Origin of the sequence: Bradyrhizobium sp. C-145, assembly GCF_023375135.1 — a bacterium.
In the GTDB taxonomy this organism is placed as follows: domain Bacteria; phylum Pseudomonadota; class Alphaproteobacteria; order Rhizobiales; family Xanthobacteraceae; genus Bradyrhizobium; species Bradyrhizobium zhanjiangense.
Window position 1 is genome coordinate 1,766,407 of sequence record NZ_CP088150.1, and the last position, 17,039, is coordinate 1,783,445.

13 protein-coding genes and 2 pseudogenes are annotated in these 17,039 nt (G+C 62.2%); 6 read left to right on the forward strand and 9 right to left on the reverse strand.

Annotation, left to right across the window (positions count from 1 at the left end):
• Positions 1 to 36 precede the first annotated feature (36 nt).
• From LRP30_RS08280 to LRP30_RS08290, 3 genes are all read left to right on the forward strand, one after another.
• Positions 37 to 996: an AraC family transcriptional regulator gene (locus LRP30_RS08280; RefSeq protein WP_249759984.1), complete on the forward strand. Its 960-nt coding sequence runs from the start codon at positions 37 to 39 to the stop codon at positions 994 to 996.
• Between the two features lie 116 nt (positions 997 to 1,112).
• A complete protein-coding gene (locus LRP30_RS08285) occupies positions 1,113 to 2,339 on the forward strand; it encodes an NAD(P)/FAD-dependent oxidoreductase (protein WP_249759985.1) in 1,227 nt (408 codons plus the stop codon).
• A 383-nt stretch (positions 2,340 to 2,722) separates the two neighbouring features.
• Positions 2,723 to 3,214: a hypothetical protein gene (locus LRP30_RS08290; protein WP_128935896.1), complete on the forward strand. Its 492-nt coding sequence runs from the start codon at positions 2,723 to 2,725 to the stop codon at positions 3,212 to 3,214.
• Between the two features lie 367 nt (positions 3,215 to 3,581).
• On the opposite strand, the gene LRP30_RS08295 is transcribed toward LRP30_RS08290, so the two are convergent.
• Together LRP30_RS08295 and LRP30_RS08300 are read right to left on the reverse strand one after the other, a co-directional pair.
• Positions 3,582 to 4,553, reverse strand: coding sequence for a cytochrome C-binding protein (locus LRP30_RS08295; RefSeq protein ID WP_249759986.1), 972 nt, complete (start codon positions 4,551 to 4,553; stop codon positions 3,582 to 3,584).
• Between the two features lie 322 nt (positions 4,554 to 4,875).
• Positions 4,876 to 5,553, reverse strand: a complete 678-nt coding sequence (locus tag LRP30_RS08300) for a ParB/Srx family N-terminal domain-containing protein (protein WP_346016207.1) — start codon at positions 5,551 to 5,553, stop codon at positions 4,876 to 4,878.
• 233 nt (positions 5,554 to 5,786) lie between these two features.
• On the opposite strand from LRP30_RS08300, the gene LRP30_RS08305 reads away from it, so the two are divergent.
• Positions 5,787 to 6,929: an MBL fold metallo-hydrolase gene (locus LRP30_RS08305; protein WP_249759988.1), complete on the forward strand. Its 1,143-nt coding sequence runs from the start codon at positions 5,787 to 5,789 to the stop codon at positions 6,927 to 6,929.
• Between the two features lie 459 nt (positions 6,930 to 7,388).
• On the opposite strand, the pseudogene LRP30_RS08310 reads toward LRP30_RS08305, so the two are convergent.
• The 6 genes and pseudogenes from LRP30_RS08310 to LRP30_RS08335 form a co-directional block, all read right to left on the reverse strand.
• Positions 7,389 to 8,557, reverse strand: a pseudogene (locus LRP30_RS08310) (IS3 family transposase).
• Positions 8,558 to 8,895: 338 nt separating this feature from the next.
• Positions 8,896 to 9,121: pseudogene (locus tag LRP30_RS08315) on the reverse strand (hypothetical protein).
• A gap of 214 nt (positions 9,122 to 9,335) precedes the next feature.
• Positions 9,336 to 9,746, reverse strand: coding sequence for a phasin family protein (locus LRP30_RS08320; protein ID WP_128935893.1), 411 nt, complete (start codon positions 9,744 to 9,746; stop codon positions 9,336 to 9,338).
• Between the two features lie 573 nt (positions 9,747 to 10,319).
• Positions 10,320 to 12,110, reverse strand: a complete 1,791-nt coding sequence (locus tag LRP30_RS08325) for an adenylate/guanylate cyclase domain-containing protein (protein ID WP_128956658.1) — start codon at positions 12,108 to 12,110, stop codon at positions 10,320 to 10,322.
• Positions 12,111 to 12,547: 437 nt separating this feature from the next.
• On the reverse strand, positions 12,548 to 13,747 hold the full coding sequence (locus LRP30_RS08330) for an IS91 family transposase (RefSeq protein WP_249757957.1): 1,200 nt from the start codon (positions 13,745 to 13,747) through the stop codon (positions 12,548 to 12,550).
• A gap of 10 nt (positions 13,748 to 13,757) precedes the next feature.
• A complete protein-coding gene (locus LRP30_RS08335) occupies positions 13,758 to 14,633 on the reverse strand; it encodes a site-specific integrase (RefSeq protein WP_249757956.1) in 876 nt (291 codons plus the stop codon).
• Between the two features lie 443 nt (positions 14,634 to 15,076).
• On the opposite strand from LRP30_RS08335, the gene LRP30_RS08340 reads away from it, so the two are divergent.
• Positions 15,077 to 15,223: a YgaP-like transmembrane domain gene (locus LRP30_RS08340; RefSeq protein ID WP_245266451.1), complete on the forward strand. Its 147-nt coding sequence runs from the start codon at positions 15,077 to 15,079 to the stop codon at positions 15,221 to 15,223.
• On the forward strand, positions 15,220 to 15,744 hold the full coding sequence (locus LRP30_RS08345; protein ID WP_128956657.1) for a sigma-70 family RNA polymerase sigma factor: 525 nt from the start codon (positions 15,220 to 15,222) through the stop codon (positions 15,742 to 15,744). The genes LRP30_RS08340 and LRP30_RS08345 overlap by 4 nt, the downstream gene beginning before the upstream one ends.
• A gap of 917 nt (positions 15,745 to 16,661) precedes the next feature.
• On the opposite strand, the gene LRP30_RS08350 is transcribed toward LRP30_RS08345, so the two are convergent.
• Positions 16,662 to 16,862: a hypothetical protein gene (locus LRP30_RS08350; protein WP_128935890.1), complete on the reverse strand. Its 201-nt coding sequence runs from the start codon at positions 16,860 to 16,862 to the stop codon at positions 16,662 to 16,664.
• Positions 16,863 to 17,039: the final 177 nt, after the last annotated feature.

Genomic DNA, 17,039 nt, shown 5'->3' on the forward strand with positions numbered 1-17,039 from the left:
CGCCGATCATGGTGCCGGAGAGGGGCTAGAAATCAGATGGATGCAGCGAGAACGCCAGGCATCTTCGTTCACCAATATGCAGGCCTGCCGCAGGGTGCGGCGTTCGAGCATTGGCGCGAGCGGGCCTTCGGGTCCTGCGGCCTCGATATCGGCCCGAGCCAGGGCGAGAGCATCGACTGCCGGATCCAGGTCAGCGTCGTCGACAACATTGCGCTCGCCATTCCCGAAGGCGCTTCCGCACAATATTCACGCACGCAGAGCCACCTTGCCGACGGCAGCGACGATCTTGTGCTGATTGCAGCACATGCGGGCCTCGTCCGCGTCGGGCAGAACGGCCATACCGTCGAGCTCGCGCCGGCGCAGATGGTGCTCGTCGACATGAGCATCACCGGCACCGTCGGCCACACCGACGAGGAGCGCTTTACCACCATCCGCATGCCGCGCCGCGCGCTGCTCGACATCAATCCGCGCGCGGAGGACAAGCTGTCACAGGTGCTCGCCGACGGCGCGGTCGCCGAGACCATCTTCCGCTACCATGCGCTCGCCGCCAATCAGGCGCCGCATCTCGATGCCGTCGGCCAGCGTCTGACCGCGCAACACATGGTCGATCTCGTCGGCCTCCTGCTCGGGACCGACGCCGAGCATGCCGGACTTGCGCGCGGACGCGGGCATGCCGCGGCTCGTCTCGATCTCATGCGCGCCGACGTGATGGCCGCGCTCGGCCGCAACGATCTCTGCCTGTCCGAGATCGCGACGCGCTCGGGCCTCAGCCCGCGGCAGGCGCAGCGCCTGTTCGAGCAGGCCGGCACGACCTTCACCGAATTCGTGTTGGAGCAGCGCCTGCTACAGGCCCGCAAGCTGCTCGGCGATCCCCGCGCCAGGGCGCGCAAGATCAGCGACATCGCGCACGCCTCGGGCTTCGCCGATCTGTCCTATTTCAATCGCGCCTTCCGCAAGCGTTTTGGCGCGACGCCGTCGGAGCTGCGCGAGGCGTAAGTCGCGATTTTGTGCAGCGGTGCGGCGCTGCCGTAGTTGGTGGATGCGGGCTGTTGAGCTATATCTACCTGCGCGGGCAGACCGCGGGATTGCTTTGGAAAGTAGTGTAGGCGGACATGGCGCGCATCGTCGTGCTCGGCGCCGGGTTTGCAGGCCTGTGGGCGGCCATCGGTGCTGCGCGCAAGCGCGACGAGATCGGCGCGAGCGGGCGGGACATCGAGATCCGCCTCATTGACCGCAATCCCTATCACAACATCCGCGTGCGCAATTACGAGGTCGACCTCGGCGAGGTTGCGCTACCGCTGCCCCAACTGCTCGATCCGATCGGCGTCAGCCATGGTCTCGGCGAGGTTGAAGCCATCGATCCGGCACATCGCGAAATCTCGCTGGTCACCAGCGGCGGCGAGGAGACGTTGCACTATGACCGCCTCGTGCTGGCGCTCGGCAGCGAGGTGATGCGTCCCGACATTCCAGGCCTTTCCGAGCACGCCTTCGACGTCGACACCTATGCTGCGGCACTTCGCCTCGAGGATCATCTCGTCTCGCTCGGACGCAGCGCCCCGTCGCCGGGGCGTGCGACGGTCGTGGTGGTCGGCGCCGGCTTCACCGGCATCGAGGTCGCGGCCGAGATGCCCGCCAGGCTGACGCGTGCGGGCATCAGCGGCAGCCGCCGCATCATCCTGGTCGATCCCAATCCGGCGGTCGGCGCCACCATCGGTGCGCATGCGCGTCCCGTGATCGAGACGGCATTGTCGTCGCTCGACGTCGAGATGCGGCTCGGTGTGCGTGTTGTCTCGGTCGAAGCCGCCGGCATGCACCTGAGCTCGGGCGAGTTCATTGCGGCGCAGACGGTGATCTGGTGCGCCGGAATGCGTGCAAGCCCCTTGACGGCGAGCCTTCCGGACGCGCGCGATCGCCTCGGACGCATTCTGGTCGATCCCTTCATGCGGGTTGCGGATGTCGGCGGCGTGTTCGCGGCCGGCGACGTTGCCTCGAGCGTGATCGACGGGCTGCATCCGACCGTGATGTCCTGTCAGTTCGCGCGGCCCATGGGTCGCTTCGCCGGCCACAACGTGGTCGCCGATCTCGCCGGCGTGCCGATGTTGCCGCTGCGGATCGACTGGTACGTGACCGTGCTCGATCTCGGTGCCTGGGGCGCGCTCTATACCGAAGGCTGGGATCGCGAGGTGCGCGCCACCGGCGCGGCTGCGAAGGTAACCAAGGAGACGATCAACCGCAGGCGAATCTATCCACCGCTCACAGGCAGCAAGGACGAACTCTTCGCTGCCGCCGCGCCGACGGTGCAGGCGCCGCCGCCGACTTATGGGGCGCCGCGTCGTTGAGCTGCTCGTGCGCCCTTCAGCCAGTCGAAACGAAACGTAGGCGACGGACTCGCACGGTCGAAATCGCCACGACCACGGAAGAGACCCGCTTTGCAACAGCCTCGCGTAGATGAGCGCAAGCGTTCAAACCAGAGCATCATCGGACATGTTGGAGCTTGTAGTCGGCAGCGCCTGGGGCGAACAGCTCCAGCGCGGCGGCTGCCGGCCTTCGTCCGCTCCGGGGCCCTAAGCCGACCTTGCCGCTAGCTGCCGAGAGGTCGGCAATTGACCCCCATAAGGGACTTTCGACCTCCCAGCGTTAACTCGGTATTCGGGTGCGCTTGCACACTCTAGTTTACCCCTTCCATCGAGCGTAGAGTGCACATCCAGTAGAGAGGGAGGGCATGATGAAAACCACCTTTCTTTCAGCACTGATCCTTGCACTTTCGACGAGCGCCACCTTCGCACAACAGCCCGCGCAGTGCCGAAGCTTTGAGGCGACAATTGCGCTACAGATGACCAAAGAAGGTTGCTTAAGTCAGATCGACCTTTGCACCGTCGGAACAGTCATGAGCAACGAGCCCGCTCTAAGCGGCGCAATGTGGTTTTTCACTGCGCACGGAATGGCCGAGACAGCAGGACTGCCTTCGTTGCCCAAGACACTGCAATCTTACGCGGGAACGGTGGTAGTCACGGCAAAAGGGGGAACGTTCACGACCACCACTGCCGGCATGTACGATACCGAGTCCCAGGCCTTCAGCCAACTGGATAAGATCGTCAAGGGAACCGATCGTTTCGGCAACTCCACCGGCCGGCTCATTTTACTCACAGGCATTGGTCGCCAAGGCGGCGGATTTGATTCGCACGCTCGCGGCGAGTTGTGCGTGAACGAGTAACGAGCGCTGTCCGCGAAACTGATATGGGGCTCGTGCCACCGCTCGCCGAAGCCCCATTTGATGACTCATCGCGCCACCCATTGGGCACTGCCGGCTCTCGTCGAGAGCAGCGCCCCCCTACCGGCGACAAGCTCTGCAATCCGCGCTCATCGCGCAGAGGCGCAGCGATCGACGCGAGAGTGCGGCACTGCCGCGCGGTCAGCTCTCTTCTCGAACTGCATGGCCCCTAGTGGTCACAATCTCGCACTTGGTACCCGGTTCACAGGTCGGCTCGCGTGGGCGGTGAGCCACCCTTTAGGTCGATCACGGCCAGCTCGGCTTTCGCCTTGGCGACTTCGCGCAGGTAATCCGGCATCGGCCCGTCGACTCAGGGCTGAAGGGACGCCGCGTAGGCGGCTAGCGCCACCATGTCGTCGAGCGTCAGCTTGCTCACATTGGCCGCCATCAGCGGGCTCCATGGACCGGCCCGCGTGCCGTGCTGAAAATCGTAGAGTTGCCGCACGAGGTAGCTCGGCGAGCGTCCAGCGAGGCCGGGGATCGGTCCCACTCCGCTCAGTTCGGGCCCATGGCAGATCGTGCATGGCGCGCTCTTTCCGTTGCCGCCGGTGGTAGCGAGTTGTCGGCCCTGTTCGACGCTCCCAGGCGGCACGTAGGCGATGAAGTGCGATCGCGCGTCGCGCATCTCGAAGCGCTCCAGATCCTCCGGAACCTCGATGATGCGACCGGCGATCGGCTCCATCTCGCCGCCCGGTAAGGCCGCGAGAAACCACCCGGCGACACGGGTCTTCGGTACGGTGGCGGTCTCCACCACCTTGATCACTGCCCGCGGCTTCAACCCGGAGAAATAGGCCGCTGCCTGTTCGATTTCCGTATCGGTAATGCCCCTTGCAGTCTTGATCATCAGCTGCGGCGGGATTCGTTGCGGGACGGAGGTCGTCCGCGCGCCGCTTTTGAAGTCGGCCATCTGCTGAACGATGTACTGTGCGGAAAGGCCGGCAATGCCGCTATTTTCCGGCCCGCCCGGCCCATCCGCCCGGTGACACACGCCGCACGCCATTACGTCCGGCTTGCGGCCATGAGCGACGATATCCGGCAGCGGCGGGTGGTCCGAAGGATGCCAATCGAGGGCGAAGAATAGATCTCGTGCCTGCGTGAGCGTGAACGCGGCAGTGCTGTCGGGAACATGCCGCGGCGCCCCATCGTCGGGCTGCACTTTGAAATCCGGCGGGTTTACCGGATACGCCCAAGCGGGCGGCGCATCATCAGCTTGCGCCCACGTTGTGAGCGGCGCGGCGGACAGAGCTAGGCCAAGCCCCAATCTCACGAGGATCGCTTTCATAGTCCGCCTCCTCTTGAGTTCCTCCCCCGGTTGGTGGACTGGTCGCCATCCCCAAACTCGACCATACGCTACTAAGTCTGCGCCCCCGAAAGCCGATACGCAACTTGTCCGGCGCGTGCCCCATTGCGGCAAAGGGCCGCTTTGGGTCGTGACGGGCCGCAATCGGCGGGTACCAAGTCTCAGATTTTGTTGACTGGAATTGACTCCATCAATGCCACCCGCCACCGACGAGTTGTCGGCTCTTGGCGTCATTTCGCTGCGCTGCGGTCTTTGGTCGGTATCGGGGCATAGCGGACATCGAGCCGCACCAATCAATCTCGACTTATGAGACGCGCCCTAGATATTCGGCGCAGATCGTGGCGAGCGCATTGCCTTGCGGCGATCGATTGGGATTGTCCGGATCGCGCGGCTTGGTCGCCTTGGCTATCGCGCGCTCGACGATCCCGAATTGATCGCCGTACAGAACGAACGTCATGTCGCGGAATGGCGACCGATCACCGTCCGGCAATTCCGGCATTTGCTCAAGCTCGCCGACGCCGACGGACAGCCGCGATAGCTCGTCCTCGGTAATGCCGGTCAGTGAGATCTCGAAACCGCCCTCGACGAGGTCGGCCAATTCGAGCCGCAGCATCTCGTCGTCCCAATCGCTCGCATCGGGCAGCCGATTATCAGCGATGACATAAGCGCGCTTTTGCTGATCGGTCCATCCGCGCGCCACGATGACCGGGACCTCGATAAATCCCAGCAGCTTGCCGGCGGCAAGGCGCCCATGGCCGGCGAGAACCATGCCGTCATCGGCCGCGAGGATTGGCATGGTCCAGCCCCATTGCCGGATTGACGCGGCGATTTGCTCGATCTGCTCGGCCGAATGCCGACGCGAATTGCGCTCATAGGGCCGCAAACGCTCAATCGGCCATGTTTCCACAGCCGGCTTGCTCGCCAGTGCATCAATGATTTGCTGCCTGAAGGGTGGTTTATGGCCCGGAGCTAGATTGAGCACTCCGATCGTAGATCAGATGAGACGAGCGCACTCTTGCCGTCGACACTTGGCTCCGTCTCGCCCGTGCCGAATGACACTCGCCACTGGGTCCAGCCCGGGATAGGATGCCTTTGATCCTCAATGTGCGGGCTGCCAGACGCTGGCGTGCTTGGCACCCGAGCGCCTCCGCCCTGGAGCGCGTTTCCGCGTGATGCCTTGTGGCAGGAAAGGCCACGCAAGGGGAGGATTTCACCATGTTGACTTGCCAATGCAGCGCAATTCATCGACGCGATGTGGTATGCGGCGGCGGTGCGGCCCTGTTCAGCGCCATTGTGGCGACGCTGATCGGTAGTGGGAAGCCGGTACGCGCAGAAACTATCGCCGGTAAGGTTCCGGAGATCGACCGTGTGGCAGTGCGCGTCGTGATCGACAGCTATCAATTCGCTGTCGCGCCAAGCCGGAAGGTTTCCGATATTGAGATTGAACACTTCGGCTGGGGCATCGGCGGTGGCAAGCCGCCGGGTAAGACACTGATCAGTGAGTTCGGCCTGTCGATGCACGTTGAGTCGCGGCGCGGCACCGAAACACGACATGTCCTGGTCGACTTCGGCTTCACACCGGACGCGCTGGTCAACAACGCCAATCTCGTCGGCATCGATCCGGCCGCGCTCGACGCCCTTGTCTTGAGCCATGGTCACTACGATCATTTTGGCGGTCTCGCCGGCTTCCTAAAGGAAAACAACGGCAAGCTCAAAGCCAAGCTACCGATTTACGTCGGTGGCGAGGAGGCATTCTGCTCCCGCGAATGGACGGCTCCGCCGGTGCGCGGCGATTTCGGGGCCCTGGATCGCAAGGCGCTGGAAGGCGCCGATGTTGCGGTGACCTATGCAGCAGGACCGGCACTCGTCGCCGATCACGGCTTCACCACGGGTCACATCGGCCAGACGAGCTTTGAGAAGCTGCTGTCCCCCAGCGCCATGAAGATCGGCGTGGACGGCGGCATTGGATGCTATGCCGACAAGCTTCCCGAGGACGAACGGACGAAGGCTGTCATCCCGGACCAGTTCCGGCACGAGATCGCCACCGCATTCAATCTAAAAGGCCGCGGGTTGATCGTGTTAACCTCTTGCAGCCATCGCGGGGTAGTCAACGCGATCAAACAAGCGCAAGCGGCGTCGGGCATCAGCAAGGTTCATGCGGTGATCGGCGGCTTCCACCTCGCGCCCTATAAAGAGGACTATGTGCGCGACACGATCACAGCGCTGAAGGGTATCGACATCGACTACGTCGTTCCACTGCACTGCACTGGTGAGCCGTTCTACGAAATGGCAAAGGCCGAGATGCCGAGCAAGCTCCTGCGCTCCTACACGGGTACACGCTTCATCTTCGCTGCCTGAGCAAGAAGGACACACGCAATCCTAGCACTTGCGGCCGCGAACGGTGGCTGGGTGAAGGGCTGCGCCATAGCGAACGGGCGATCGATTTGCATTTTTCGAGGAACCAAAGCCCGAAAACGGGGTCCCGAAATACGCAAAAGGCGCGCGGTCCCGCGTACCCGCGTCGCGAGGGCAGGCCCAAAGTACCTTTGAAAGCTTAGGCGCCGCCGGCCCGGCGCAAGATCACTGCTAGCGCGGCGAGTAGCGCCCGCGGTAAAGCCGGCTGCATGGCCGCCCGCGCTAGGCGATCAATCCTTAAGCCAACGGCTCTGGCTAACTCAGCGCACCTACGCTTGTCGCTTTCACCTAGCTAGGCTGCTTTCGGGCACTAAGCGGACATTAACTAGCAGATAAGACCCGCTGATTCTGGTCGAAGATGCCCCTTCTGCGACTGATCTTCCCCCGAAAAAGTGGACGGGTTTAAGCGGCTTTTAGCTCCATCTCGATCGGGGCGATATATCCGATCGCGGAATGGAGCCGGGTGCGGTTGTAGAAGCCCTCGATGAAGGCGAAGATATCGCGCTGGGCCTCGGCGCGGGTCTGGTAGTCGCGATGGTGAACGAGCTCGGTCTTCAGGGTATGGAAGAAGCTCTCCATCGGGGCATTGTCGTAGCAATCGGCCTTGCGGCTCATCGATGCAACGATGCCGGCGCCCGTGAGAGCGTCGCGATAGGCGTGTGAGGCATACTGCACGCCGCGATCGGAGTGGTGGATCAATCCGGCCTGCGGCCGTTGCTGCTGGATGGCCATCGTCAACGCCGCGGATGCGAGTTCGACTTGCATGTGATCCCGCATGGCCCAGCCGACGATCTTTCGACTGAAGAGATCCATGACGGCCGCCAGATACAGCCAGCCCTCCGCGGTCGGGATGTAGGTGATATCGGCGAGCCAAACGCGGTTCGGGGCTTCCGCTGTGAAGTCGCGCGCGATCAGGTTCGGGGCGATCGGCAGGTCGTGACGGCTGTCGGTGGTGCGCACCCGGCGCGGCGGCGCCGTGATGGCGCGGATACCGTGCCGGCGCATCATCCGCTCGATCCGGCCGCGGCTGGCGCCACGGCCCTGCGTCCGCAGCACGGCATGGACGCGGGGACTGCCGTAGCGTCCGCTGCTGTCGTGATGGGCCTGCCGGATCGCAGCCAGCAGCGTGGCATTGGATTTGGTCCGCTGACTCGCCGGGCGATCGCGCCAGGCGTAATAGCCGGCCGGCGAGACCTCGAGCACGGCGCACATCAATCGTACCGGATAGGCGTCGCGATGGTCCTCGATGAAGCGGAAGCTCATGTCCGGGTTCCGGCAAAGATCGCGATCGACTTTTTTAAAATGTCGCGCTCCATGCGCAGCCGTTCGTTCTCCTGGCGCAACCGGGCGATCTCCGAAGCCTAGTCCGCCGACATCGGCGTCGCCTGCGTGGTGGGGCGCCACGCCGCCGATGCCGGCTGCTGCCCGGCCTTATCCAACCAGCGCCGCAGCACCGAGTCGCGCAGCCCGAGTTCCTTGCCTACCGACGTGATCGAGCGACCGCTCGACACCACCAGCTCAACGGCCTGGCGCTTGTACTCTTCGGTAAATGACCGACGTTGACGTTCCATTCGACACCTCCGGGCTCAATGAGCCTACTACAGGTGTCCACTCATTCGGAGGAGGTTCAGACCTCGGGTGATGTCTGCATTTCCCCCGCTGTTGAAGCTTGCGGAGTCCTAGGCCTCGCATCGGCGGCGCGCTGCCCAGATCGCGCGCTCCTTTCAAAGCATTCCAATCAAAATAAAGAGCCCAACCTCGGCCAGGAAAGTGACGCTCATGATGGCGACCGTAAAGAACACGTCGCTCGCCGATAGCGGGTTCATGAATGTCTCGCACCTTGTCCCGGCCGAAATCCATGAGCCGGTCATGCAGCTTGCGTCTGAAGACCGCCGGGACCGAGACAAGGTCAACAGTTGGGGTACTTTCGGGAGCCGCCGCTATGACGGCGCGATCCGGATGCCCGGCTCGTCGACCCAGGCTTCCCGCGCAAACCACGCGTGATCGGTGCGGCAGATTGGACAACGGGTGCGCGAGAAAAACACCGCGCGGCGCCCAAAGTTCTCGCGATCAGTCTGGATACCGGTGGGAATCGCGTGTCCGGTTTGCGGACATTTGACCATGACCATTCCCATGTTGCCCTTCCCTTGCGCTTTGTCTTTGTTGTAGTTTGCAGAAAAGCGCCGGCCGGTTGGAATGCGCCTCTTGTCGGTGCGCGGTACTAGGGGGGCATCGCGCAACTTGTTGATCGAGCATGGGGCAGTGGGGGCGTGCTCGCTCAGCTCGGCGTGCTCCAACCGGCCGGATCCCTCCTCAAACGAATCTGGATGTGAAATTGAGCGCGCTTTTTTAGCCGGCGCCTTGGTGGAGAACCCTGGTGAAGTGCTTCCTGATCGGCTCACCCGTTTCCGTCGCGAGCTTCTGGGCAAGCGCCCACAATTCCTTGTTCTGGTCGGAGGCGGTGTCGAACGCCTTGCGCGCTTGCGCCGCCGACAAGGTATAGACATCGGTCGCTGACTTGCTGCCGAACAGATGGACGAAGAAATCGAGCGCAGAAGCGGCATTGGCGTTTGAGATTTCGAGCACCTTGAGCCCGTAGTCGGTCGTGCATCTCGCATTGCTCGAATAGGTCTCGCGCAGCGCCTCCGCCATCTCTTCCGAGGCGGCCTTGATCTTCTCGCAGCCTTCCCGTGCGCGGGCGAGGCCTTGCTCGGCAAGCTCGCGCCCCACGCCCGGCAAGGCGGCCTTCGAGAAATCCAACCATGGCATCCCGAAAACATTCGTTCCGTTCGGCGTCAATTTCATTTCGCTTTCACTCACGCAACATTCCCTTTCTCAAGCGAAAGCATTCCTCGCAACGCTCGCTTGCGTCACGAGAGCTCACGCTCTGTGTTCGATCAGATTTTGGATGAGCCTTGAGTTAGCCCCGACCCATACGACTTTGTGCTAAGAGAAAACGGGACTGTCGGTTCGGTTTGCGACTCTCGCCCAAACTTTTTTTGAGATTGTCAATACAAACGAAGGTATATGTGAGGAGTGCTTGCATAACAGGAATATCCCAAGGGTTTGGGAAGTTCCGCGTTGCAAAGGAGGCCGGCGCTAGCTGCGTTGGGATGCGCTACGTTCGAGCAACAACGGACATCACGCAACGTGCCGTTGAGGGCGGTCCGGACTTCGCATCAGCGATCCTTTTGACCGCTGCAGACGCGGTGGTCGATGTCAGCTTCTGGCTCTTCTCGACCGCCCACGAAACTTGCTCGATGTCGGCTGTCAGAGGTGATCCCGACGTCATCGGCACGGGCCCAAATCTCCGCTCGTGACCCAACTCCGACATCACCCCTCTGGCACCCCGGCCATGCGCATACCCTCTAGGATGCGCTCGCGTTTGACGAGGTACGTCGGATTGTTGCTCGGTGTCTGGCGTTGGAACCGGTGGATGGTGAACCCTGAATTGAGTGCAAGCCCCGCCTGCGCAGCCGCCCGTGCCTCGTCCAGCGACCCAAGCAGTGCCAGCGCCGCAGCGAAATGGAAATGCGCGAGTGGGAAATTGCGGTTAGCCTCGATGCTCCGGCGTAGCCACGCGACCGCCTCGGCGTTGGCGTTCAGATGAACGCTCGCGAGGCCTGCCCACATCATCCATCGGTGGGCGAAGACATCGCGGGGAGAGAGGCGCAGCGCTTCGTGGACGTGGCCCTCGGTCTCCCCGGGGCGATCAAGAATATGCTTGGCAAGACCGATCCAACCATGAGCGTTAGCTAAATTTCTGTCCAGTGCCAGCGCCTGCTCGCATTCAGCAATACCTTGGGCCGCGCGGCCCGTAAAAATATACACCGCGCCCAGATACAGGTGGGCCGGCGCATATTGCGGAGCTAGAGACAAAACCTTGATCAAGGTCACCTCGGCCGCCGCGAGGGGCATGGCCCGATCGTCAATAGAAAAGTTAGCGCCCCGATTAAAGTCAACTATTGCCGTGCCAACCAGTGCTTCGATACTGCCTGGATCGAGCGCCAAGGCACGTTCGAAAAAGCCGCGCGCTCGCGCCAAGTGTTCGTTGGACAGCCCCTTATGTAAGCAAGCGGTGCCCTGGAAATACAAGTTCATCGCATCGGGATGCAGCGAACGTTCCGCGCGCCGCGCCTCGGCCGCGACTAGCTGGGCATCCAGCGTATTGGCGAGCCGTGATACGATTTCGTCCTGCATATCGAACAGGTCGGCGACAGGCTTGTCGAAGCGTTCGGCCCAAAGGTGATTGCCTGTTTCGGCGTCGATCAGCTGCACGTTTACTCGAAGTCGGTTGCCGCCACGCTGCACCGAGCCTTCGAGCACGTAGCGGACGTTCAACTCGCGCCCGATTTTCTTGACGTCTACGGCTTTGCCCTTGAAGGTGAAGGCCGTGTTGCGGGCGATGACGAACGAACTGCTGATGCGCGATAGATCCGTGGTCAGGCTCTCGGTCACGCCATCAACGAAATAGTCTTGCTCAGGATCGCCTCCGATGTTCGCGAACGGTAGCACCACCATGGACAGACGCGGTGCTGAAAGGGCGCCCGCCGGCATGCTGCCGCCCCTCATCGCCGGGCCAAGCTCATCCCGGACCATGGCATAGGTCCGGATCGGGCGAGCGATGTTTTTGAGGTTCTGTTCGCCCAGATCGACGAACTCAACCCCGACCTTGCCTCGGACCTGATCGTAGGCAGAAGATGAGATGCAGATGCCGCCAGGTTCTGCGATGCTCTCGAGCCTCGCTGCAATATTGACGCCGTCTCCAAAGATGTCATTCGGCTCGACGATTACGTCGCCAATGTTGACACCGACCCGGAAAGCAATACGCCTATCCTCCACCTCAGCGCCTGTAAGTTCCTTGATGCGGTTCTGAAATTGCACAGCAGCGCGGACCGCTTCCACCGCGCTTGGAAACTCCGCCAAGAACCCGTCGCCCGTATTCTTCACGATGCGACCGCCGTGTTCGGAGATCGCGGGCATGACACTGTCCGCGAGCAGCGCTGTCAGTTTGGAATGCGTAGCCTCTTCGTCATGGTGCATGAGCCGCGAATAGCCAGCCACATCGGCGGCCAATATCGCCGACAGCCTGCGCTCCACCCGGAACGGCCGTTCTTCTGCCATGGCACGCAATCCAACCCACAGCACACTGTATGACGGACCAGGCGGCAATGCCAAGCGCGCCGTGACGGGATGCCCTCCCAGGCTGATGTCGGTTATTGTGAAGGGTTTCGGATGCCGGCCCAATGATTGACGGTGCCGCGGGCTCCGAGGGTCGGCGTCCGAAAGCCTCCAAGGGAGGAAACCGCGGGAGGGGATACGTTGGTGGTGCGGCGTGCGCTATGGGGATTTGAGCGCCGCGGGCGGAGCGTGCGATTGGGATCGAGCCGACGCAGCAAGCTGGCTGACGATGCCGCGGCTGATGGAAGAGCGACAGATTGCGTCGAACGCAGCAAATTGTCGGGCGATTTTAGACGACAGCTTTACATCTGAGTGCACTCTGCCGTGGCCGGTCGAGAGCCGGCGCGTGTAACGAGCAGATTTGTAGGACTTTGACGCGGTCATGAGGTGTCGATCCTGATGACGCTCTGAGGACCTGTTGGCTGGTACCGTGACGTTGCACCGCGCGCGAAGACCTCGATGACGATCATGCGACCGCCGCAGCACGGACAGCTCGGCTTGCTGGGATCGATGGCGGCAGCGGTGGGCTCATCTTGAGGTTTTGCAACGGCGAGCAGCTCACGGGCGCGGGCGATGTTATCGGCGCAAGCGCCTTTGGCGAACAGGCCGTAGTGGCGGATGCGGTGGAAGCCGCGTGGCAGCACGTGGATGAGGAAGCGGCGGATGAACTCGAAGGTCCCGAGCGTCATCTGCTTGTAGCGATCACGGCCCTCGATGCGATAGTCCTTCCACTTGAAGGTGACGCCACGCTGGTCGCAGGCAATCAGGCGGCTGTTGGCGATGGCAACACGGTGGGTGTAGCGCGACAGATAGGCCAGCACTGCCTCGGGACCGCCGAACGGCCGCTTGGCGTAGACGACCCACTCGGCCTTGCGCAGCGGGGTGAGGTAAGCTGCGAAGGATTGCGCCTCGGCGAGGTGGGCGTAATCGCCGAAGAAGCTGAGGCGGCCGGCTTGGTGGGCAGCGACGAGCTTCTCCAGGAACACGCGCCGGAACAGGCGGGAGAGTACGCGCACCGGCAGCAAGAAGCCCGGCCGGCACGATATCCAGCGCTTATTGTCCAGCGAGATGCCGCCGCCCGGCACGATCATGTGCACATGCGGGTGATGGGTGAGCGCCGAGCCCCAGGTGTGCAGCACGGAGGTAATGCCGATCCTGGCCCCCAAATGCTTCGGATCGGCGGCGATCGTCAGCATGGTCTCGGCCGAGACCTTGAACAAGAGGTCGTAGAGGACGGTCTTGTTCTGGTAAGCGATGTCGGCGATGGCCGCCGGCAGCGTGAACACCACATGATAGTACGGCACCGGCAGCAGCTCGGCCGCGCGGTCGGCAAGCCATTCCTTCGCGGCGGCGCCCTGGCACTTCGGGCAGTGCCGGTTGCGGCAGGAGTTGTAGGCGATGGTCGTATAGGCGCAGTCCTCACAGCGCGCGACATGGCCGCCGAGGGCTGCCGTGCGGCAGCGCTCGATCGCCGACATCACCTTGAGCTGGTGGAGGCTGACATGGCCGGCATGGGCCTTGCGCCATGCCGGGCCATGGTCGCGGAAGATATCCGCAACCTCCAAAGCCGGGCGCGACACCGCTTTGGCGTCAGCCGGGCGGCCGGATCTCCTTGAGTTTGAGCGCGATGTGCTCCAGCGGGCTCATGACCTCGCTGATCGTCTTGGTCGCGACGCGGGTATACAGCGCCGTGGTGTCGAGCTTGGCATGACCGAGCAGCACCTGGATCACGCGGACATCGATGTTCTGCTCCAGGAGGTGGGTAGCGAAGCTGTGCCGCAAGGTGTGCAGCGAGACGCGCTTGTTGATCTCCGCCATTTGCGCAGCGGCGTGACAGGCGCGATTGAGCTGGCGCGTGGTCATCGGCTGCGCCGGATCGCGTCCCGGGAACAGCCAACCCTGCGGACGCGCCGCCTTCCACCAGGCCCGCAGCAGGTCCAGCAGGCTCGGCGATAGCATGACGTGACGGTCCTTGCCGCCCTTGCCCTGCTCGACGCGGATGATCATGCGCTTGCTGTCGATATCGGAGACCTTGAGCGAGACCACTTCAGTGGCGCGCAGGCCAGCGCCGTAGGCCACGCTCAAGGCCGCCTTGTACTTCAGCCCCGGCGCGGCATCGAGCAGCCGCGCCACTTCCTCGACGCTGAGCACCACCGGCAGCTTGCGCGGCTCGTGAATGACATGGGTGTGTTCGACGATCTCGTGGCGCTTGAGCGTGACCCGAAAGAAGAACCGCAGCGTCGAGACGGTCTGGTTGATGGTCGGCACGCCAACGCCGCTTGCCGTCAGATGTAGCTGATAGCGGCGCACGTCCTCGAAGGTCGCCGTATCCGGCGAGCGCCCGAGAAACGCGGCGAAGTTCTTGATTCTTTGCACGTAGTCATGTTGGGTCTTCGGCGCGAGCTTGCGGATCGTCATGTCCTCGATCATGCGCCGGCGCAACGGGCTCATTGCCTCGTCGGTCATGGGGATGCTCCTGTCTTGGATGAAGGTTGCGAACCCCTCATCTCAAGACAGGACGCCCCGTCGCGCTATCGTCTTGGCTGTGTCGCCAGCCCCGGGGTCCTACCGCGCGAGCGGTTTAGTCCGTTGGCCCTTCGCGACATTTGCACCGCCACCAGACCTCGGTCGCGAACGGGGCATAGCGGAAGTCGACGTACAGCCGAGTGTTGCAGATGGCGACGCTCGTGACCCGGAGCAGACCTTTTCACGCAGCCCGCCGACCGCCGGCTTTTGACGCCAGCCGAACTTAGACTATTTTTTCGGAGCCGCGAACCGTTTCTCATTTTTTAAGCCTCTAAGTCTCCAGGGCCTCAGAGACGACGCTACAAAGGCAGGAGGTTGCTATGCTGTACAAAAAGAACGTGGCTGGCTCGGAAAGTTGGGTCCGGCTCTTGGCTGGGGCAATTATGATCGCTTGTGGGCTACTAGGCCTTAAAGGTATGCCCGTTGGATACCTGATCGCCGGTGTCGGGGTCCTGACCGCGCTTACAGGCGTTTTCGGATACTGCCCGGCATGCGCAGTAAGAGGTCGGAAGCTCCGCGCCGAACCATGAGCACACCTTTTTCATCGCCGAGCACGTTGGAAGCGGCAATAGGCGGGGACGCTGACGCCATCCTGGCGCTGCTCAAAACGTCGCAGCCCGACATACGCCGGTACGCGCGAAGAACCTGCCGCACGACAAGCGATGTGGAAGACGCGGTTCAGGAAACGTTATGGATCGTGTATCGTCGCATTGGTCGTCTCCAACGTGCCGGAGCCTTTTCCCTCTGGCTTTTTCAGATAGTTCATCGAACCTGCTTAAGATTGGCAAAGCAGCATATAGGCCTTCCCGATGACGTCTCTTCGTTGGAAAATGACCTGCAGCGTTCGGAGAGGCCAGAATCAGAACTTCGCATCGATATAGCTGCCGCGATCCAGTCGCTGCCGAGCCACTACCGGCAGGTGCTCATTTTGCGGGATGTGGACGAAATGACGATCAGCGAAATAGCGCAATCGCTGGAGCTAACCCGAGAAACTGTGAAGGCTCGACTGCATCGCGGTCGAGCGCTCGTGCGTGAATATATAATGCGCTGAGGAGTCAAAATGTTCGCCAGCAGTTCACTCACCGAGCACCTTATCCGAGGTCTTGTCGGAATTGGAGCTCTCTCGACGGCGGTGTGGGTCGGGACAGACGCAGGTTGGCCTGCAGTACTAGGTTCCGTCATTCTGGGGCTAGTATCATTAATGGCCTTTCGAGGATGCCCGGTCTGCTGGTCTATAGGCCTGTTTTCGATGGCACGCCGGTCGTTGGCCTCGCTGTAATCGGGTTCACTTCTGCTTATGGATTCCAATTCCAGAAATTTGACACAGAGGCTACTGATCGAGACCAACCCGAGTGGGCCCAGTTAAAATATTTCACTTTACCGAAATTCGGAAACGGCGTATGTGTCGCCGCAACCCGGGCCCAAGGAAGAGGGGCGTATCGCGATCGTCACGAAGGCGGGCCGGGCGGCGGTGGACGTGGGTCACATCGGCGCGAAGGGTTTTGCAGGGCGGGTAACCGTGAGCAAAGGCCTCGCGCATACGACCGGTGTGATCGGCGTACGGCCAAATCGTGTCGTCCTGGCGCCCGGGGTCTGTGCGCCAAGTCTTGTGGTGATGTGGCGGCCCAACCGGGCACGTGCATCAGCCATCTGCAAGGCGACGGGGGCAATAGTGCATCGCTCCCCGGGGAGAGCACGACATACGCTTCCGTCATTGCGAGGAGCTCTTGCGACGAAGCAATCCAGAGTATCTCCGTGGAGGGAATCTGGATTGCTTCGCTTCGCTCGCAATGACGAGCTGGACGAGCGTGCGCTCGCAATGACGGGTACCCCAGACGTGAGAAAGCGCCCGTGGGGGGCGGGCGCTTTCTGTAGTCGACTTGGGGTTGGGGTCGTCTACATATCCACGTGGCGACTTTGGGGGGCTGGTAAAGAGCCGCGTGAATTCACAAAACTCGTCAGATCTCCTTAGCGAACGAGGGACGCGTTCGAACTGGTGATAACGACCGGCTTGTCGGCCTTGATGACGCGGGCGGTCTGGGTCAGACCTTCATCCGAACCCGTGCGTGCCGTAATGCCGAGGCCCGCCACCGCGATCCCTGCGACGAGGGCGACGACCACAATCTTCAAATGGGTCGCGCGATCAGCGCTGTAGATCGAGTGGTTCATGGAAGCCTCCTGCCGCCATCTACCCGAAGTAGTCGCCAGCCCTTTCAGGCCGGTTCATGCTTCCGGTGCTCAACAACCTAGTATTGGGAGGATTCGTTCCCAAGAGGCCATCACAAGGGCGTGAAAGGACGTGAAACGTCGCGATCAAAAACGCCCCTGGATCGTTCGATTATATAA